Annotated in this window: 14 protein-coding genes and 3 rRNA genes; 1 reads left to right on the plus strand and 16 read right to left on the minus strand. The window is 67.5% G+C overall.

Features of this window, described 5'->3' with window-relative positions; genetic code table 11:
• From MTP13_RS15595 to MTP13_RS15655, 13 genes are all read right to left on the minus strand, one after another.
• Positions 1-807, minus strand: a complete 807-nt coding sequence (locus MTP13_RS15595; protein WP_243568592.1) for a pseudouridine synthase — start codon at positions 805-807, stop codon at positions 1-3.
• Complete coding sequence (scpB, locus tag MTP13_RS15600) at positions 800-1,564, minus strand: SMC-Scp complex subunit ScpB (protein ID WP_243568593.1); 765 nt, start codon at positions 1,562-1,564, stop codon at positions 800-802. Before scpB ends, MTP13_RS15595 begins: the two co-directional genes overlap by 8 nt.
• Entirely contained in the window at positions 1,554-2,405 is an 852-nt protein-coding gene (locus MTP13_RS15605) for a segregation and condensation protein A (RefSeq protein ID WP_243568594.1), read from the minus strand. Before MTP13_RS15605 ends, scpB begins: the two co-directional genes overlap by 11 nt.
• Complete coding sequence (locus tag MTP13_RS15610; protein WP_243568595.1) at positions 2,389-3,276, minus strand: ParA family protein; 888 nt, start codon at positions 3,274-3,276, stop codon at positions 2,389-2,391. The genes MTP13_RS15605 and MTP13_RS15610 overlap by 17 nt, the downstream gene beginning before the upstream one ends.
• Positions 3,277-3,331: 55 nt before the next feature.
• Complete coding sequence (gene xerD / locus MTP13_RS15615; protein ID WP_243568596.1) at positions 3,332-4,234, minus strand: site-specific tyrosine recombinase XerD; 903 nt, start codon at positions 4,232-4,234, stop codon at positions 3,332-3,334.
• The gene (locus tag MTP13_RS15620; protein ID WP_243568597.1) at positions 4,231-4,908 is read right to left on the minus strand and encodes an NUDIX domain-containing protein; all 678 of its coding nucleotides are present in this window, start codon (positions 4,906-4,908) and stop codon (positions 4,231-4,233) included. The genes xerD and MTP13_RS15620 overlap by 4 nt, the downstream gene beginning before the upstream one ends.
• Positions 4,901-6,670 (minus strand): CTP synthase, encoded by a 1,770-nt coding sequence (locus MTP13_RS15625; RefSeq protein ID WP_424221962.1) that lies wholly within the window; start codon positions 6,668-6,670, stop codon positions 4,901-4,903. The genes MTP13_RS15620 and MTP13_RS15625 overlap by 8 nt, the downstream gene beginning before the upstream one ends.
• Positions 6,671-6,687: 17 nt before the next feature.
• Positions 6,688-8,385: a DNA repair protein RecN gene (gene recN, locus MTP13_RS15630; protein WP_243568598.1), complete on the minus strand. Its 1,698-nt coding sequence runs from the start codon at positions 8,383-8,385 to the stop codon at positions 6,688-6,690.
• Between the two features lie 18 nt (positions 8,386-8,403).
• The gene (locus MTP13_RS15635) at positions 8,404-9,318 is read right to left on the minus strand and encodes an NAD kinase (protein ID WP_243568599.1); all 915 of its coding nucleotides are present in this window, start codon (positions 9,316-9,318) and stop codon (positions 8,404-8,406) included.
• Positions 9,315-10,124 (minus strand): TlyA family RNA methyltransferase, encoded by an 810-nt coding sequence (locus MTP13_RS15640; RefSeq protein WP_243568600.1) that lies wholly within the window; start codon positions 10,122-10,124, stop codon positions 9,315-9,317. The genes MTP13_RS15635 and MTP13_RS15640 overlap by 4 nt, the downstream gene beginning before the upstream one ends.
• A gap of 2 nt (positions 10,125-10,126) precedes the next feature.
• Complete coding sequence (locus tag MTP13_RS15645) at positions 10,127-10,297, minus strand: hypothetical protein (protein ID WP_243568601.1); 171 nt, start codon at positions 10,295-10,297, stop codon at positions 10,127-10,129.
• Between the two features lie 110 nt (positions 10,298-10,407).
• Entirely contained in the window at positions 10,408-11,439 is a 1,032-nt protein-coding gene (locus tag MTP13_RS15650) for an HAD-IIA family hydrolase (RefSeq protein WP_243568602.1), read from the minus strand.
• Positions 11,414-12,379 carry a hypothetical protein gene (locus MTP13_RS15655; RefSeq protein ID WP_341680650.1) on the minus strand — a complete coding sequence of 322 codons (966 nt, stop codon included), beginning with the start codon at positions 12,377-12,379 and terminating at the stop codon, positions 11,414-11,416. The genes MTP13_RS15650 and MTP13_RS15655 overlap by 26 nt, the downstream gene beginning before the upstream one ends.
• 9 nt (positions 12,380-12,388) lie before the next feature.
• Between MTP13_RS15655 and MTP13_RS15660 the strand changes: the two genes are divergently transcribed.
• Positions 12,389-13,186, plus strand: a complete 798-nt coding sequence (locus MTP13_RS15660) for a hypothetical protein (RefSeq protein ID WP_243568603.1) — start codon at positions 12,389-12,391, stop codon at positions 13,184-13,186.
• A 168-nt stretch (positions 13,187-13,354) separates the two neighbouring features.
• On the opposite strand, the gene rrf is transcribed toward MTP13_RS15660, so the two are convergent.
• The 3 genes from rrf to MTP13_RS15675 form a co-directional block, all read right to left on the minus strand.
• A 5S ribosomal RNA gene (gene rrf, locus MTP13_RS15665) occupies positions 13,355-13,471 on the minus strand.
• 166 nt (positions 13,472-13,637) lie between these two features.
• A 23S ribosomal RNA gene (locus tag MTP13_RS15670) occupies positions 13,638-16,742 on the minus strand.
• Between the two features lie 467 nt (positions 16,743-17,209).
• Positions 17,210-18,734, minus strand: a 16S ribosomal RNA gene (locus MTP13_RS15675).
• The 16S, 23S and 5S rRNA genes sit together here, the layout of an rRNA operon.
• Between the last annotated feature and the right edge of the window lie 428 nt (positions 18,735-19,162).

The following is a 19,162-nucleotide window of genomic DNA, read 5'->3' on the forward strand; positions in this document are numbered from 1 at the left end:
TCAGTCCTCCTTCGCGCCGGCGGTTCCGCGCGTCGCCTCCGCCTGGCGGGCGATGGTGAGCAGCGCGCCGCGCTCGGCCTTCGTCAGCTCCCGGAGCTGGCCGGACCTGAGTGTACCAAGGTGCAGTGGTCCGAACTGGCGGCGCACGAGCTCCACGACGGGATGCCCGACCTCTTTCAGCATGCGGCGCACGATGCGGTTGCGGCCGGAGTGCAGGGTGAGCTCGACGATGCTGTGGCGCGCGTCGCCCTGGGCCTGCAGGAGCTTCGCCCGATCGGCCCGGATGGGGCCGTCGTCGAGCTCGACGCCCTGCTTCAAGCGCTGCAGCGTCTGCGGAGTCACGCGGCCGCGCACCTTCGCGATGTATGTCTTCTCCACGCCGAAGGAGGGGTGGGCGAGCACGTGCGCGAGCTCGCCGTCGTTCGTCAGCAGCAGCAGCCCGCTGGTCTCCGCGTCGAGGCGGCCGACGTTGTAGACGCGGTCGTCGAGCTCGTCGGTGAAGCGACGGAGGTCGGGGCGGCCCTGCTCGTCCTTCATCGACGACACGACGCCCGTCGGCTTGTTCAGCACGTAGTAGCGCTTCGCGGTGTCGAGCTGCACGGCGACGCCGTCGACGGACACGTGGTCCACCGCGGGGTCCGCCCGCGTGCCGAGCTCGGTCACGACCGTCCCGTTCACCTCGATGCGGCCCTGCACGAGGTAGTCCTCGATGACCCGGCGCGAGGCGACGCCGGCGGCGGACAGCACCTTCTGCAGGCGCTGCGGACCGCCGGCCGTGGGCTCCGTGGGGGTGGCGGGCTCAGCCATCGAGATCGAATCCTTCCTGGCCGTCGTCGAGGAGCGGCGAGATGTGCGGCAGCTCGTCGAGCGAGTTGATGCCGAGGTGGACGAGGAGCTGCTCGGTCGTGCCGTAGAGGATCGCGCCCGTCTCGGGGTCGGTGTCGACCTCGGTGACGAGGCCGCGCCCGAGCAGGGTGCGCACGACCGAGTCGACGTTCACGGCGCGGATCGAGGCGACCTGCGAACGGGAGATCGGCTGCTTGTACGCGATCACGGCGAGGGTCTCGAGCGCCGCCTGGGAGAGCTTGGTCGACGTCTGCGTCAGCACGAAGCCGGCGACGAGCGCGTCGTACTCCTGGCGCACGTAGAAGCGCCAGCCGCCGCCGACCTCGCGGAGCTCGAAGGCGCGCCGGCCCCCGCCGACGAGGGCGGGCGCCTCGGCCACGTCGGTGCGCGGCTCCCCCGAGGTGCCGGTGCCGTCGTAGTCGGCGACGAGGCGGGCGATCGAGGCGCGCACCTCGGCGACGGGGCGCGCGACCGTGGCCGCCAGCTGGACGACGCCGAGCGGCTCGTCGGAGATGAAGAGGATCGCCTCGATGGCACGGTCGAGGTCGAGCCGGTGCTGGCCGGGAACGTCGAGGGGCGTCGCGACGGACAGCTCCGGCGCGTCGGCTGCGGCGGACGCGTCGCGCGCGGATGCCTCAGCCGAGGCATCCGTCGTCGTGCCCTCCCGAGCCTCCGGATCCTGCACGCCCGGCTCGGTCTGCTCGGTCTCAGTCGTCATAGTCGGCTCCCAGGCTCTCGAGCTTGTCGTCGCTCCATGTGTCGGTCGCCCAGCGCAGCGTCAGCTCGCCGAGCGGCTCCAGTTGTTCGAAGCCGATCGCCGCGTGCCGGTAGAGCTCGAGCACGGCGATGAAGCGGGCGACGACGACGCCCTGCCGGTCGACCCCGGCGATCAGCTGACGGAAGGTGACGGGCTCGCCGCGACGCAGCACGGCGACGACGTGCGCCGCCTGCTCCCGGATGGAGACGACGGGCGCGTGCAGGTGGTCCAGCCCGACCACGGGGATCTCGCGCGGCGTGAGGGCGAGCACCGCGAGCGCGGCGAAGTCCTCGGCCGACAGCGTCCAGCGCAGCTCCGGGGCGGGCTGGCGGAACCGCTCCTCGAGCCGCACCGTGCGCGCGTGCCGGGTGCCCTCGCGCTCGAGCCCGGCCTGGAACCAGCGCGCCGCTTCCTTGAACGCCCGGTACTGCAGCAGCCGGGCGAAGAGCAGGTCGCGGGCCTCGAGGAGCGCCACGTCCTCGGCGTCGACGAGCTCGCCCTGCGGCAGCAGCCCCGCGATCTTCAGGTCGAGCAGCGTCGCCGCGACCACCAGGAACTCGCTCGCCCGGTCGAGCTCCTCTTCGGAGTCGAGCCCGCGCAGGTAGGAGATGAACTCGTCGGTCACCTTCGACAGCGAGACCTCGGTGATGTCGAGCTCGTGCTTCGTGATGAGCGAGAGGAGCAAGTCGAACGGCCCCTCGAAGTTCGTCAGCGCGACCCGGAATCCCGGGTCGCCCTCTGCCGCGGCCTCCGCCGGGGGCTGCGCATCGGCCGGGGCGGCCGCCTCAGGCGACCGCGCCACGGAACACCAGCTCGCGGGCGAGCTGCCGGTAGGCCTTCGACGCCTGGTGCTCGGGCGCGAACTCGGTGATCGGCGTCGCCGCGACGGTGGCGTCCGGGAACTTCACCGTGCGCGTGATGACCGTCTCGAGCACCCGGTCGCCGAAGGCGTCGACGACGCGCTCGAGGACCTCGCGGGAGTGCAGAGTGCGGGCGTCGTACATCGTCGCGAGGATGCCGTCGAGCGTGATGGCGGGGTTCAGTCGGTCGCGCACCTTGTCGATCGTCTCGATGAGCAGCGCGACGCCGCGCAGCGCGAAGTACTCGCACTCGAGCGGGATGACGACGCCGTGGCTCGCGGTGAGCGCGTTCACCGTCAGCAGGCCGAGCGAGGGCTGGCAGTCGATGAGGATGACGTCGTAGTCGGAGGAGACCTTGCGCAGCACGCCGGCGAGGATCTGCTCGCGGGCGACCTCGGTGACGAGGTGCACCTCGGCGGCCGAGAGGTCGATGTTCGCCGGGATGACGTCGAAGTTGCGGACCGAGGTCTGCTGGATGGCGTCGGCCGGCTCGGTGCCGCGGGACAGCAGCAGGTCGTAGATCGTCGGCACGTCGTGGGTCTGCACGCCGAGCCCGGCGGACAGCGCGCCCTGGGGGTCGAAGTCGATCGCGAGCACCCGGCGGCCGTACTCGGCGAGCGTCGCGCCGAGGTTGATCGTCGTCGTCGTCTTGCCGACGCCGCCCTTCTGGTTGCACAGGGCGATGATCCGGGCCGGGCCGTGCTCGCGCAGCGCCGGCGGCGTGGGGAACTCGCGCAGCGGTCGACCGGTCGGACCGAGCTTCGACTCCTGCGGCGCCGTGGTGCTCGCGGGGTCGCGCTTCTGGTCGGTCACGTGGTCTCTCCTCCTCAGCGGGCGCCCGTTCGGGTCGAGCGATGCTTGGTCGATTCTAGCGAGCGCGCGGGTGGGCGGTCGTGTACATCTCCCGGAGTGTATCGGCCGTGACGAGGGTGTAGATCTGCGTCGTCGCCACCGAGGAGTGACCGAGCAGCTCCTGAACGACGCGCACGTCGGCCCCGCCGGACAGCAGATGGGTCGCGAAGGAGTGCCGCAGGGTGTGCGGCGACACCTCCAGGCCGAGCTCGGCGCGGTCCGCGGCATCCGTGATCGCCACCCAGGCCGCCTGCCGGCTGAGGCGCCCACCGCGGGCGCCGAGGAACAGCGCCGGCGTCGCCTTGCCCCGGCTCGACAGCTGCGGCCGGACACGCACGAGGTACGCCTCGATGGCGGCCCTGGCGTAGCTGCCGACGGGCACGATGCGCTCCTTGCCGCCCTTGCCGAAGAGGCGCACCACCTCGGCGTCGACGAGATCGTCGACGTTGAGCCCGACCGCCTCGGACACGCGGGCGCCGGTCGCGTAGAGCAGCTCGAGCAGCGCTTTGTCGCGGACCCGCAGCGGCTCGTCGCCGTCGGTGGCCGCGAGCAGCCGCTCGACCGCCTCGATCGGGATCGCCTTCGGCAAGCGCGCCGGGAGCTTGGGCGGCTTCAGCTCGCGCGCCGCGTCGGTCTCGGTCAGGCCCTCCTCGGCGAGGAAGCGGTGCAGGCCGCGCACCGTGGACAGCACCCGGGCGACCGAGGAGCTCGCGAGGACGGGCTGCCGGTCGGCGCTGAGGTAGCGCTGGAAGGCGGCGAGCTCAGCGGCGCCGACCGAGTCGGGGCCGGCGTGGCCGGCCTGTTCGAGCCATCCGCCGTAGATCTGGAGGTCCCGCCGGTACGAGGCGATGGTGTTCCGCGCGAGCCCCCGCTCCACCGCGAGGTGTCGCAGGTAGCCGTCGATCTCGCGGGAGCTCACGCCCCGGCTGCCTCGCGCCCGGGCTTCGAGTCCCACGGGGCATCCGCCGGGGCGAGACTGGCCCAGCCGCGCGCCCGCGAGGCCGCCGCGGCGAGCACGGCGACCGCGAGCGGGGCGTTCGACACCCGACGGTCGAGCACCGCGTCGACGCAGTCGTCGAGCGGGATCCAGGCGGTCACGAGCTCCGCCTCCTCCTCGGTGCGCTCGTAGCGCGAGGGCGTTCCGCGCAGCTCCCGCGCGAGGTAGATGCGGATGGCCTCGTCGCTGCCGCCGGGCGAGGTGTGGATGTCGGCGAGCACCGCCCACTCGGCCGCCTCGAGGTCGGCCTCTTCTGCGAGCTCGCGCTGCGCCGCGAGGAGCGGGTCCTCGCCGACGACGTCGAGCAGGCCCGCGGGGATCTCCCAGTCGTTCAGGCGGACCGGATGCCGGTACTGGCGGATGAGCATCGCCCGGTCGTCGCGATCGAGCGCGAGCACGCCGACGGCGCCCGGGTGGTGCATGAAGTCGCGGGTCACCGGAGCGCCGGCGAACTCGAAGGTCTCGCGGCGGATGTCCCACACGCGCCCCTCGAACGCGAGCTCCGAGCTGCGGATCAGCGGCTCGGCCCGCTCGTCGGCGAGCGACGGACCGACGGGGGTCCCGCCGACCGTCGGCTCGCCGAAGGGCTCAGCCATTGTCCACGTCGTCGTCGAACAGCTTCGACGCCGCCTGGCGCTCGAGCGCGGCGGCCACGAGGCCGCGGAACAGCGGGTGCGGCGAGTTCGGCCGGCTGCGCAGCTCCGGGTGAGCCTGCGTGGCCACGTAGAACGGGTGCACCTCGCGCGGCAGCTCGACGTACTCGACGAGGTTGCGGTCGGGCGAGAGGCCCGAGAACGACAGCCCCGCCTCGGCGATGCGGTCGCGGTAGGCGTTGTTCACCTCGTAGCGGTGCCGGTGCCGCTCGGAGACCTCGGCCGAGCCGTAGAGCTCCGCGACGATCGAACCCTCGGCGAGGGCCGCCGGGTAGAGGCCGAGGCGCATCGTGCCGCCCAGATCGCCGCCCGAGATGATCTCGACCTGCTCCTCCATGGTCGCGATGACCGGGAACTCGGTGTCGGGGTCGAACTCGCTCGACGAGGCGCCGGGAAGGCCGGCGACGTTCCGCGCGTACTCGATGACCATGCACTGCAGGCCGAGACAGAGGCCGAGGGCCGGGATGCCGTTCTCGCGGGCGAAGCGGAGCGCCCCGAGCTTGCCCTCGATGCCGCGAACGCCGAAGCCGCCGGGCACGCAGATGCCGTCGAGGTGCGCGAGGTGCTTCTGGGCGCCCTCGGGCGTCTCGCACTCGTCGGAGGGGATCCACTCGATGCGGACCTTCGCGTCGTTGCCGAAGCCGCCCGCACGGAGCGCCTCGGTGACCGAGAGGTAGGCGTCGGGCAGGTCGATGTACTTGCCGACGAGCCCGATGGTGACCTCGTGCTTCGGGTCGTGCACGACCTTCAGCAGCTCGGCCCAGCCCGACCAGTCGACCTCGGCGGCCTTGCCGTCGAGCCCGAGCGCGTCGACGATGTAGGCGTCGAGGCCCTGCGTGTTCAGCATGGTCGGGATGTCGTAGATCGAGGGCACGTCGACCGCGTTCACCACGGCCGCCTCGTCGACGTCGCACATGAGCGCGATCTTGCGCTTGTTCGACTCCGTGACGGGCCGGTCGCTGCGCAGCACGAGCGCGTCGGGCTGGATGCCGATCGACCGGAGGGCCGCGACCGAGTGCTGCGTCGGCTTCGTCTTCTGCTCGCCGGAGGCGCCCATGAACGGCACGAGCGAGACGTGCACGAAGAAGACGTTCTTGCGGCCGAGCTCGTGGCGCACCTGGCGCGCCGACTCGATGAAGGGCTGCGACTCGATGTCGCCGACCGTGCCGCCGATCTCCGTGATGATCACGTCGGGCTTCGGCGACTCCGAGGCCTGCAGCCGCATGCGTCGCTTGATCTCGTCGGTGATGTGCGGGATGACCTGCACCGTGTCGCCGAGGTACTCGCCGCGCCGCTCCTTGGCGATGACGGTGGAGTAGATCTGCCCCGTCGTGACGTTGGCCGCCTGGGAGAGCTCGATGTCGAGGAACCGCTCGTAGTGGCCGATGTCCAGATCGGTCTCGGCCCCGTCGTCAGTGACGAACACCTCGCCGTGCTGGAACGGGTTCATCGTGCCCGGGTCGACGTTCAGGTACGGATCGAGCTTCTGCATCACCACCCGGAGCCCGCGAGCCGTGAGCAGGTTGCCGAGACTGGCCGCTGTCAGGCCCTTGCCCAATGAAGAAACGACACCACCAGTCACGAAGATGTGCTTGGTCGTGTCGTCGGAAAAGTCAGTATTCGAGTGCTGTGCGCCGCGTTCATCCACCACGGGCTTATAGTCTAACCCACGCTCGGACTCCGAGTGCCCGACATGCCGACCCATGGCTCCCCCTTCGTCCTTCATGCCGCCCGCTCGGCGGCGATCTCGAGCAGTTCGCGCGCGTGAGCGAGACCGATCTCGGAGTCGGTGAGGCCGGACAGCAGGCGCGCCATCTCGGCCTCGCGCTCGGCCCCGAGCAGCTGCCTGACGCTCGAGCTCGTCACCTGGCCGTCGGTGCCCTTCACGACGCTCAAATGGTTGCCGGCGAACGCCGCGACCTGGGCGAGGTGGGTCACGACGATGACCTGCGAACGCTCGGCGAGTTTCGCGAGCCGGCGGCCGATCTCGATCGCCGCCGCTCCCCCGACACCGGCGTCGACCTCGTCGAAGACGAACGTCGGCACCGGGTCGACCGCGCCGATGACGACCTCGATCGCGAGCATCACCCGCGAGAGCTCACCGCCGGAGGCGCCCTTCGACACGGAGCGGGGCTCGGCCCCGGGGTGCGGGCGAAGCAGGATCTGCACCTGGTCGCGCCCGTGCACGCCCGGCTCGTCCAGCGGCTCGACCGACACGCTCAAGACGGCGTCCGGCATGGCGAGCGCAGCGAGCTCGGCCGTGACGGCCGCGGCGAGGCGTTCGGCCGCTGAACTGCGCAGCGTGGTGAGCTGGTCGGCGAGCCGGTCGAGTTCGTCGCGGAGGCGCTCGACGGATGCCTCGAGCACCGCGATGCGGTCGTCGTCGCCGTCGAGCTCGACGAGTCGGAGCCCGCCGGTGCGGCGGAACTCGATCGCCTCGTCGAGCGAGCCGTGCCGGCGCGCGAGCCCTGCGAGCAGCGCCCGGCGCTCCTGCACGAGCTCGAGCTCGCGCGCACCGTCGGCGTCGAGGGAAGCGAGGTAGCCGGAGAGCTCGGCGGCAGCATCCGCCAGCAGGAATCCGGCGTTCGTCAGCGCCTCGGCGATCGGGGCGAGCGCCGCGTCGAAGCCGGCGACCCGCTCGAGCTGCCGCCGAGCGCCTTCGACGAGCCCGACGGCATCGGGCGCGTCGTCGGCGACCTCCTCGGCGGAGACCAGCTCGCGGGCCTGGGCCGCAGCGAGTCGCAGCTCCTCGAGGTTCGTGAGCCGCTCGGAGCGCTCGTGCAGCTCCTCGTCCTCGCCGGGCTGCGGGTCGACCGTCTCGAGCTCGTCGAGCGCCTCGCGGAGCTCCTCGGCCTCGCGGGCCCTCGCGTCGTGCTCGGCTCGGAGTGTGGCGAGCTCCGCGGCATCCGCCTTCCACCCCTCGAAGCCCGCGCGGTACGCCTCGAGCGCCGCGGCGAGCGGAGCGCCGCCGAAGCGGTCGAGCGCCTCGCGCTGCGCCGTGGCCGAGCGCAGGCGCTGCTGATCGGCCTGGCCGTGCACGACGACGAGCTCCTCGCCGAGTTCGGCCAGCACGCCCACCGGCGCGCTGCGCCCGCCGACCACGGCCCGACTGCGTCCCTCCGCCGACACCGAGCGGCCGAGCAGCAGCTCGCCCGCCTCGATCTCGCCGCCGGTCTCGGCGACGCGCTCGGCCACGGCCTCGGGGTCGGCGAGCAGCCAGCGCCCCTCGACCCAGGCCTGCTTCGCACCGGCGCGCACAGCCGCGGCGTCGGAGCGCGCGCCGAGCAGCAGCCCGAGGGCAGTCACCACCATCGTCTTGCCTGCGCCGGTCTCACCGGTGACCGCGGTGAACCCCGGCCCGAGGGGCAGGGTCGCCTCGGCGATGACGCCGAGGTCGCGGATGCCGAGTTCTTCGATCACGTTCGCCTCCGTTCGCGCTCAGTCACGGCCGCTCGGCCCCCGCCAGCCGGTCACCGGCAATTGGAACTTGTTCACGAGCCGATCGGTGAACGGCGCCTCGTGGAGCCTCGCGAGCCGGACGGGCACCGGGGACCGCCGTACGATGACTCTGGAGCCGGCGGGCAGGTCGAAGGTGCGGCGGCCGTCGCACCAGATCACGGCGCTGCTCTCGGTGCGCTGCAGGATCTCGACGGCGAGCGAGGACTCGGGCCCGACGACGAGCGGCCGCGCGAAGAGTGCGTGCGCCGACAGCGGCACCAGCAGCAGCGCCTCGAGACTCGGCCAGACGATGGGGCCGCCCGCGGAGAAGGAGTAGGCGGTGGAGCCGGTCGGCGTCGACATCACGACCCCGTCGCAGCCGAACGACGACAGCGGGCGCCGGTCGACCTCGATGACGACCTCGAGCATGCGCTCGCGCTCGGCCTTCTCGACGGTGACCTCGTTCAGGGCCCAGCTCTCGTACACGACCTCGGCGCCGACCTTCGCGCGCACCGAGAGCGTCATGCGCTCCTCGACGGCGTAGTCGCGGGCCAGCGCCCGGGTGATCGTGAGGCCGAGGTCGTCGCGCTCGCTCTCGGCCAGGAAGCCGACGTGGCCGAGATTGACGCCGAGGAGCGGCGCCGGGTGGGGACGGATCAGCTCCGCGGCGCGGAGGATGGTGCCGTCGCCGCCGAGGACGATGACGAGCTCGATGACCGCGGGATCGACCGATTCGAGTCGGAGCGCCCGCCCATCGAGCTCGGGCACGACCTCCTGCACGTCGTCCCAGTGCTCGGCGGCGATGACCGGCACGGCGCCTTCGGCGAGCAGCCGCTCGCAGACCTCGACCGTCGCCTCGAGCGCAGCGGCGCGCCCGGTGTGCGAGACGACGAGGAAATGCCGTGCTGCGCTCATGCCGCGCCCCCTCTCGCCAGCCGTTCGATACGACTCGACCATTCTGACGGATCGGAGCCCTGCACGGCCGTCAGATGCACCAGGAACTCCTGGTTGCCCTGCCCGCCGGCGATCGGCGACGCCGCGACGCCCACGGTGCGCAGGCCGAGATCGTGCGCGGCCCACAGCACGTCGTTCACGGCGTCGGCGCGGCGGGCCGGATCGCGCACGATGCCCTCTCGGGTGCCGCCCCGGCCGACCTCGAACTGCGGCTTCACGAGCAGCACGAAGTCGGCCTCCGGCGCCGCGGTGCCGACGAGCGCCGGCAGCACGGTGGTGAGGGAGATGAAGGACAGGTCGGCGGTGACGAGGTCGGGTCGTTCGGCGACCCCGGTGAGCGCGGCGAGCCCCTCCGCGTCGAGGGTGCGGACGTTGCAGCCCTCGACGAGCACGATTCGCTCATGCCCCTGGAGCTCGGGCGCGAGTTGACCGTGGCCGACGTCGACCGCGAGCACGCGTCGTGCGCCCCGCTCGAGCAGCACCTGGGTGAAGCCGCCCGTCGAGGCGCCGGCATCGAGCGCGAGGCGTGCGTCGACGTCGACGGAGAACGCGTCGAGCGCAGCGAGCAGCTTGTGGGCGGCCCGGCTCACGTAGTGGTCGTCGGACGCGACGGCGAGCTCGGCCTCCGCCGCGACCCGCGTCGAGGCTTTGACGACCGGGCGGCCGTCGACGGTGACCGAGCCGGCCGCGATGAGGGCGGCCGCGTGGGTGCGGGAGCGCGCGAGTCCGCGCTCGGCGAGGGCGGCGTCGAGTCGGGCGTCGGGCATGCTCACCCCGCGTCGCGGCTCGGGTCGGACTGCTCGAGCTCCGAGCGCAGCGCATCGGCGAGCTGGCGATAGCCCGCGGCACGCTCGTCGAGCGGGGCCGACTCGAGCTCGTCGAGCGCCGCCCGGGTGGCCTCGCTCAGGTCTCGGGGCTCGGAGTTCGATGCGTCGCTCACGCCCTCAACGCTACCGGCACCCGACGACGAACGGGCCATGGGTTCCCTGAGCTTGTCGAAGGGAGGCCATCGAAGGGAGCCGTCGAAGCGAGCCGTCGAAGCGAGAGCCCTCAGGCGTACAACCGCTCCGGCACCTCGAGCGCGTGGATCGGCGTGCCCGACGCCCAGATCGCCGCGCAGGCGGCGCGCAGCAGGTCGATGCCGCCGTCTCCCTCCTCGACCACGACCACGCGCGCGCCGTCGACCTTCGCGGCCGCCCGTCCGACGCGCAGGGCTCCCCCGCGACGCTCCTCGGTCACCGGGTACGGCTCGTGCAGTCCGCGCAGGTCCTCGAGGATGAAGTCGGGTCGGCTGTCGGCCTTCGCGGCCAGCAGCTGCTTGGCCCGATCGATGCCGGTCAGCACCACGGCCGAGCGGATCCCGGCGCGACGCGCACCGAGGATGTCCGTGTCGAGCCGGTCCCCCACCATGAGCGGCGCCGTCGCCTCGAAGCGGCGGACGGCCTCGTCGAAGATCGCCCGCTCCGGCTTGCCCGCGACGAGCGGGAACCGGCCCACGGCGGTATGCACGGCGGACACGAGCGTGCCGTTCCCGGGCGCGATGCCACGGGCGACGGGGATCGTCCAGTCCATGTTCGTCGCGATCCAGGGGATCCCTCCGGGCACGTCCGGGCCGCCGTGCGCGTTCAGTGCGAACGCCGCTTCGGCGAGCTGCGTCCAGCCGACGTCGGGTGCGAAGCCCTGCACGACGGCCGCCGGAGCGTCGTCCGCCGAACGGGTGACCCGATAGCCGCGGCGGTCGAGCTCCGTGACGATGCCCTCGCCGCCGACGACGAGGACGAGCGCACCCGGCTCGACGTGTTCGCCGAGCAGGTGCATGGCCGCCTGCGGCGACGTGACGACCTCGCTCGGAACGACGTCCAGGCCGAGCTCGGCCAGGTGCGCGGCGACCGTGACGTCGCTTCGCGAGGCGTTGTTCGTGAGATAGCCGACCGCGCGGCCTCGCTTTGCGAGGTTGAGGCTCTCCACGGCGTGCGGGATCGCGCCGTGCCCCTGGTAGACGACGCCGTCCAGATCGGCGAAGACCGCGTCCACGCCGTCGAGCGGCGTGACCGGCTCAGTCTTCGCGCGGAAGAGCGCCATCGGCGTCCGACTCCCCTTCGACCTCGGTCTCGGCTTCGGCCTCAGCCTCGGTCTCGGCCTCCGCCTCGGCCTCCGCCTCGGTCTCAGCCTCCGCCTCGGTCTCAGCCTCCGCCTCGGTCTCAGCCTCCGCCTCGGTCTCAGCCTCCGCCTCGGTCTCAGCCTCCGCCTCGGTCTCAGCCTCCGCCTCAGCTTCGGCCTCCGCCGGCTCCGACGCCACGCGCATGTCGCGCTGGTCCTCATCCTCGTCCTCGTCCAGCACGAAGACCTCGAACACCTCCGACTCGGCCGGACCGGCCAGGGCCGCCTCAGCGCGCAGCGCGCGAGCGCGCCAGTCCGCGGCATCCGCCTCGCGGCCCAGCTCGTCGAGCACCTCGGCGTACGCGAGGAACAGCGACGGGCTGTAGGAGAAGGCGCGATCGGGGTCGAGCTGCGGGATCTCGAGCTCCGCGAGCGCCAGCTCCGTCTCGCCGCGGTCGAGGCGAGCTCCGGACATCGCGATCGCGAGCGAGACCTGCACCCCCGCCGGCAGCGTCGAGCGGTCGACCGAACGACCGAGCTCGAGTGCACGGTCGGGACGCCCCACCCCACGTTCGCTGTCGACCATGAGCGGGAGCTGCTCGTCGCTGCCGGTGATGCGGCGATAGGTGCGCAGCTCGCGCAGCGCGAGCGCGAAATCGCCGGTCGCATAGGCGGTGATCGCAAGCGTCTCGCGGACGACGCCGATGCGGCCACCACGGCGGGATGCCGAGAGGGCGTGCCGGTGCGCGAGCTCCGGATCGGTATCGAGGAACTCGGCCGCAGCGGCCAGATGCACGGCCACCCAGTCGGCGTTCTCCTTCGTCAGCGTGCGCAGCTCGGCGCGGGCGCTCTTCTCGAGCGAGGCCGGGCGGATGTGCTCGGGCACGATCGGGTCGTCATGGCGCGGGCGGATCTGGCGCATCGCGGCACCGTGCGAGTCCGGCCGGGCCTGCTCGGCCCCGGGCCGGCCGCTGCGATCCCGATCGTCGCGCTGCTCCCACGGCTTGCGGGGTCCGCGGTCGCCGTCGCGGCGCGGGCCGCCGGAGCGAGCGCCATCGCGCTCCCAGGGCTTCCGCTCGCCATCGCGACGCGGACCACCGGAGCGATCGTCGCCACGAGCGCCATCGCGCTCCCAGGGCTTGCGGTCGCCATCACGACGCGGACCACCGGAGCGATCGCTGTCCCACGGCTTTCGATCACCGTCACGACGAGGACCGCCGCCACGAGCACCATCGCGCTCCCACGGCTTCCGCTCGCCATCGCGACGCGGAGCACCGGAGCGGTCGCCGCCACGAGCACCATCGCGCTCCCACGGCTTGCGGTCACCATCACGGCGGGGGCCGGACGCGCGGTCCTTCTCCCAGGGCTTACGCTCACCGTCGCGACGCTGGCCACCGGAGCGGTCGCCGCCACGAGCACCATCGCGCTCCCACGGCTTCCGGTCACCATCACGACGGGGGCCGGACGCGCGGTCCTTCTCCCAGGGCTTACGCTCACCGTCGCGACGCTGGCCACCGGAGCGCTCGCCGCCACGCGCACCGTCGCGCTCCCACGGCTTCCGGTCACCATCGCGGCGGGGGCCGGACGCACGGTCCTTCTCCCACGGCTTGTGCTCGGACGGGCGTCGGTCGCCACCGCGCGGGCCGCCGCTGCGATCCCCGCGAGGTGCGGCGCCATCACGACGCTGGCCTCCGTCGCGCGAACCGGAGTCGCGCTTCGGGCGTTCTGAGCGTCCCCGGTCGTCGGAGCTCCGCTCCCCATCGTTCCTGGAATCGCTCACGCTCAGCCTGCCGTCTCTTGAAGTCTCATCCGCCTCGAGGCTATCGGGCGGGCTCAAATCTGTCCGTAAATGCCGAAAGGCCACCCCGGGGTTCGGGGTGGCCTTTCGTGAATGGGTGTCCGGCGGTGTCCTACTCTCCCACAGGGTCCCCCCTGCAGTACCATCGGCGCTGTCAGTCTTAGCTTCCGGGTTCGGAATGTGTCCGGGCGTTTCCCTGACGCTATGGCCGCCGTAACTCTTGCCCCGACACCAACCGTGCGTCTGGCGCGGGTTGGTGGGGAAATCGTTCGAGCGTTGCTCTGTTCAATTTGTTGGTTGGTTCGTCTGTTGGGAACCACACAGTGGACGCGAGTCATCGGGCTCTACATCGTGCCTTTTGCAAACGTTGATGTAGATAGTGATTATCAAGTTATCGGCGTATTAGTACCAGTCAGCTGCACACCTTGCGGTGCTTCCACATCTGGCCTATCAACCCAGTCGTCTGGCTGGGCGCCTCTCCCCCCGAAGGGGATGGAAATCTCATCTTGAGGCCGGCTTCCCGCTTAGATGCTTTCAGCGGTTATCCATCCCGAACGTAGCTAACCAGCGGTGCTCCTGGCGGAACAACTGGCACACCAGAGGTTCGTCCAACCCGGTCCTCTCGTACTAGGGTCAGATCCTCTCAAATTTCCTGCGCGCGCAGAGGATAGGGACCGAACTGTCTCACGACGTTCTAAACCCAGCTCGCGTACCGCTTTAATGGGCGAACAGCCCAACCCTTGGGACCTACTCCAGCCCCAGGATGCGACGAGCCGACATCGAGGTGCCAAACCATGCCGTCGATATGGACTCTTGGGCAAGATCAGCCTGTTATCCCCGAGGTACCTTTTATCCGTTGAGCGACAGCGCTTCCACAAGCCACTGCCGGATCACTAGTCCCGACTTTCGTCCCTGCTCGACCTGTCAGTCTCGCAGTCAAGCTCCCTTGTGCACTTACACTCGCCACCTGATTGCCAACCAGGTTGAGGGAACCTTTGGGCGCCTCCGTTACTCTTTGGGAGGCAACCGCCCCAGTTAAACTACCCACCAGGCACTGTCCCTGAACCGGATCACGGTTCGAAGTTAGATATCCAGAGTGACCAGAGTGGTATTTCAACAATGACTCCACGAACACTGGCGTGCCCGCTTCAAAGTCTCCCACCTATCCTACACAAGCCACACCGAACACCAATACCAAGCTGTAGTAAAGGTCACGGGGTCTTTCCGTCCTTCTGCGCGTAACGAGCATCTTTACTCGTACTGCAATTTCGCCGAGTTCGCGGTTGAGACAGCTGGGAAGTCGTTACGCCATTCGTGCAGGTCGGAACTTACCCGACAAGGAATTTCGCTACCTTAGGATGGTTATAGTTACCACCGCCGTTTACTGGGGCTTAACTTCTCAGCTTCGCTCCGAAGAGCTAACCGTTCCGCTTAACCTTCCAGCACCGGGCAGGCGTCAGTCCGTATACATCGACTTGCGTCTTCGCACGGACCTGTGTTTTTAGTAAACAGTCGCTTCCCACTGGTCTCTGCGGCCTTCACGCCTTCGGCAGCAAGTGCCTACAACGATCCGGCCCCCCTTCTCCCGAAGTTACGGGGGCATTTTGCCGAGTTCCTTAACCACGATTCTCTCGATCTCCTCGGTATTCTCTACCTGACCACCTGAGTCGGTTTGGGGTACGGGCGGCTAGAACCTCGCGTCGATGCTTTTCTCGGCAGCATAGGATCACCCACTTTTTATCCGCATCACGTCTCAGCCGTAATGAGTCGCGGATTTGCCTACGACTCGGCCTACACGCTTGCCCCGGGACAACCATCGCCCGGGTTGGGCTACCTTCCTGCGTCACACCTGTTAATACGCTCACCGCACCAGACCGGGTCCCATGCTCCCCGCCACGGTGTCCCCCGAAGGGAACGATGTGACAGTTCGGATGGTTAGCATTACTGGATTGGTGTGGGCGGTTCTTCGCCGGTACGGGAATATCAACCCGTTGTCCATCGACTACGCCTGTCGGCCTCGCCTTAGGTCCCGACTTACCCAGGGCAGATTAGCTTGACCCTGGAACCCTTGGTCTTCCGGAGGACGGGTTTCTCACCCGTCTTTCGCTACTCATGCCTGCATTCTCACTCGTGTACCGTCCACGGCTGGTTTCCACCGCCGCTTCACCCGGCACACGACGCTCTCCTACCCATCCACACGACTGGACCACGAAGGCCTATCGATTGTATGAATGCCACGACTTCGGTGGCGTGCTTGAGCCCCGTTACATTGTCGGCGCGGAATCACTTGACCAGTGAGCTATTACGCACTCTTTCAAGGGTGGCTGCTTCTAAGCCAACCTCCTGGTTGTCTGTGCAACTCCACATCCTTTCCCACTTAGCACGCGCTTAGGGACCTTAGTCGGTGGTCTGGGTTGTTTCCCTCTCGACGATGAAGCTTATCCCCCACCGTCTCACTGCTGCGCTCTCACTTACCGGCATTCGGAGTTTGGCTGACGTCAGTAACCTGTTGAGGCCCATCGGCCATCCAGTAGCTCTACCTCCGGCAAGAAACACGCAACGCTGCACCTAAATGCATTTCGGAGAGAACCAGCTATCACGAAGTTTGATTGGCCTTTCACCCCTATCCACAGCTCATCCCCTCAGTTTTCAACCTAAGTGGGTTCGGTCCTCCACGACGTCTTACCGTCGCTTCAACCTGGCCATGGATAGATCACTTCGCTTCGGGTCTAGGACCTGCGACTGAATCGCCCTATTCAGACTCGCTTTCGCTCCGGCTACCCCACACGGGTTAACCTCGCCACAGATCACTAACTCGCAGGCTCATTCTTCAAAAGGCACGCCGTCACCCCAACACGGGAGCTCCGACGGTTTGTAAGCAAACGGTTTCAGGTACTATTTCACTCCCCTCCCGGGGTACTTTTCACCTTTCCCTCACGGTACTTGTCCGCTATCGGTCATCTGGGAGTATTTAGGCTTACCAGGTGGTCCTGGCAGATTCACACGGGATTTCTCGGGCCCCGTGCTACTTGGGATCCCTCTCCGGGCCGCACACGATTTCGACTACGGGACTCACACCCACTCCGGTCCGGCTTTCAATCCGGTTCGTCTATCGCATACGCGTCACCGTGGCTGTCCGGCAGAACAGCCCGAAAGGTCCCACAACCCCGACCATGCAACCCCTGCCGGGTATCACACATGACCGGTTTAGCCTCATCCGCTTTCGCTCGCCACTACTCACGGAATCACGGTTGTTTTCTCTTCCTGTGGGTACTGAGATGTTTCACTTCCCCACGTTCCCTCTACCCGCCCTATATATTCAGGCGGGAGTCACCAGGTCACCCAAAGGGCCTGGCGGGGTTTCCCCATTCGGAAATCCTCGGATCACAGCTCGTTTATCAGCTCCCCGAGGCTTATCGCAGATTACGACGTCCTTCTTCGGCTCCAGATGCCAAGGCATCCACCGTTTGCTCTTAGAAACTTGAAATCACATGAGTTCGATCGAATTCGTGCAACACCCCAAAGGATGCTGCGAAATTGACCAGTGAATACGCCGAAACACGCACCCCCGAAAGGGCACCATTCGACGACTCACCTATGTGACCGACCCAAAACGGGTCAGTCTAAGATGCTCGCGTCCACTATGTAGTTCTCAACAGACGAACAGCACCCCCACACCCGCCCACCACAGTGAGCATCGGCAGAGGCCTGCAAGAAACCAGCCACCCCCCAGCCAAAGCCAAGAAGTTGCGCCCGGTCCCTCAGGACCCAACAGCGTGCACGCACCCAACCCGCCGACCCCGATCGTTCCAACCATCCCGAAAGACGGCGTACTAAACCAGAACCCTTGGCCTGGATGCCTATGTCAATGTTCCACCCATGAGCAACCAGCAAGAACGTTCGTCTTGATCTGGCGCACTGCGAAAGCCCGAAAGCCTCCGAGTTGCTCCTTAGAAAGGAGGTGATCCAGCCGCACCTTCCGGTACGGCTACCTTGTTACGACTTAGTCCTAATCACCGATCCCACCTTCGACGGCTCCCTCCACAAGGGTTAGGCCACCGGCTTCGGGTGTTACCGACTTTCATGACTTGACGGGCGGTGTGTACAAGGCCCGGGAACGTATTCACCGCAGCGTTGCTGATCTGCGATTACTAGCGACTCCGACTTCATGAGGTCGAGTTGCAGACCTCAATCCGAACTGAGACCGGCTTTTTGGGATTCGCTCCGTCTTACGACATCGCAGCCCTTTGTACCGGCCATTGTAGCATGCGTGAAGCCCAAGACATAAGGGGCATGATGATTTGACGTCATCCCCACCTTCCTCCGAGTTGACCCCGGCAGTCTCACATGAGTCCCCACCATAACGTGCTGGCAACATGCGACGAGGGTTGCGCTCGTTGCGGGACTTAACCCAACATCTCACGACACGAGCTGACGACAACCATGCACCACCTGTTCACGAGTGTCCAAAGAGTTGACCATTTCTGGCCCGTTCTCGTGTATGTCAAGCCTTGGTAAGGTTCTTCGCGTTGCATCGAATTAATCCGCATGCTCCGCCGCTTGTGCGGGCCCCCGTCAATTCCTTTGAGTTTTAGCCTTGCGGCCGTACTCCCCAGGCGGGGCGCTTAATGCGTTAGCTACGACACGGAAACCGTGGAAAGGTCCCCACATCTAGCGCCCAACGTTTACGGCGTGGACTACCAGGGTATCTAATCCTGTTCGCTCCCCACGCTTTCGCTCCTCAGCGTCAGTAAGTGCCCAGAGACCTGCCTTCGCCATCGGTGTTCCTCCTGATATCTGCGCATTCCACCGCTACACCAGGAATTCCAGTCTCCCCTACACCACTCAAGTCTGCCCGTACCCACTGCAGGCTAGAGGTTGAGCCTCTAGTTTTCACAGCAGACGCGACAAACCGCCTACGAGCTCTTTACGCCCAATAATTCCGGACAACGCTCGGACCCTACGTATTACCGCGGCTGCTGGCACGTAGTTAGCCGGTCCTTTTTCTGCAGGTACCGTCACCCGAAGGCTTCTTCCCTACTAAAAGCGGTTTACAACCCGAAGGCCGTCATCCCGCACGCGGCGTTGCTGCATCAGGCTTGCGCCCATTGTGCAATATTCCCCACTGCTGCCTCCCGTAGGAGTCTGGGCCGTGTCTCAGTCCCAGTGTGGCCGGTCACCCTCTCAGGCCGGCTACCCGTCGACGCCTTGGTGAGCCATTACCTCACCAACAAGCTGATAGGCCGCGAGTCCATCCCAAACCGAAAAACTTTCCACCCCACACCATGCGGTGCAAGGTCCTATCCGGTATTAGCTCCGATTTCTCGAAGTTATCCCAGAGTCCAGGGCAGGTTACTCACGTGTTACTCACCCGTTCGCCACTAATCCCCCAGAGCAAGCTCCAAGTTCATCGTTCGACTTGCATGTGTTAAGCACGCCGCCAGCGTTCGTCCTGAGCCAGGATCAAACTCTCCAAAAAAAATGATTCGGCCAACCCCCAAAGGAGGCCAACCAGAGTTTGTTCACTGACAGAGAAACAACTGACTAATCAAAATCAAATTGTCCATCAATCAAAGGAATCCATACCCACTCCAAAAAGCAGGCTGGGGTTCAATAAATTGGCATTGAACATAGTGCACGCTGTTGAGTTCTCAAGAAACGGACGCACCCGCTTCGCGACGTCAGACGCCGCTCATTCGGAGCAATCGTTCTTCACCCGGGCATCCTGAAGAGGACGGAACCGAATGCTTCGAGAACAGAAGGAAGAACCTTCATGTCTCGGCATTGTTCTGCCACCTTGAAGCGGTGAGCTTCTCGCTCTTCCCGCTGCTGTGGGGCAACAGATGAATACTTTACGGAGATCGCCACCTCCCCGCAACTTCGCCCTACATCCCGGGCGTGTCGCGC

Source organism: Agromyces soli, from assembly GCF_022811605.1.
Lineage (GTDB): Bacteria > Actinomycetota > Actinomycetes > Actinomycetales > Microbacteriaceae > Agromyces > Agromyces soli.

Excerpts from the sequence above, each read along its gene's own strand:
- MTP13_RS15655 (WP_341680650.1), bottom strand. The coding sequence starts at position 12,379 with ATGCGCCAGATCCGCCCGCGCCATGACGACCCGATCGTGCCCGAGCAC.
- MTP13_RS15620 (WP_243568597.1), bottom strand. The coding sequence starts at position 4,908 with ATGGCTGAGCCCTTCGGCGAGCCGACGGTCGGCGGGACCCCCGTCGGT.
- MTP13_RS15595 (WP_243568592.1), bottom strand. The coding sequence starts at position 807 with ATGGCTGAGCCCGCCACCCCCACGGAGCCCACGGCCGGCGGTCCGCAG.
- MTP13_RS15650 (WP_243568602.1), bottom strand. The coding sequence starts at position 11,439 with ATGGCGCTCTTCCGCGCGAAGACTGAGCCGGTCACGCCGCTCGACGGC.
- MTP13_RS15640 (WP_243568600.1), bottom strand. The coding sequence starts at position 10,124 with ATGCCCGACGCCCGACTCGACGCCGCCCTCGCCGAGCGCGGACTCGCG.
- MTP13_RS15625 (WP_424221962.1), bottom strand. The coding sequence starts at position 6,670 with ATGGGTCGGCATGTCGGGCACTCGGAGTCCGAGCGTGGGTTAGACTAT.
- scpB (WP_243568593.1), bottom strand. The coding sequence starts at position 1,564 with ATGACGACTGAGACCGAGCAGACCGAGCCGGGCGTGCAGGATCCGGAG.
- MTP13_RS15635 (WP_243568599.1), bottom strand. The coding sequence starts at position 9,318 with ATGAGCGCAGCACGGCATTTCCTCGTCGTCTCGCACACCGGGCGCGCC.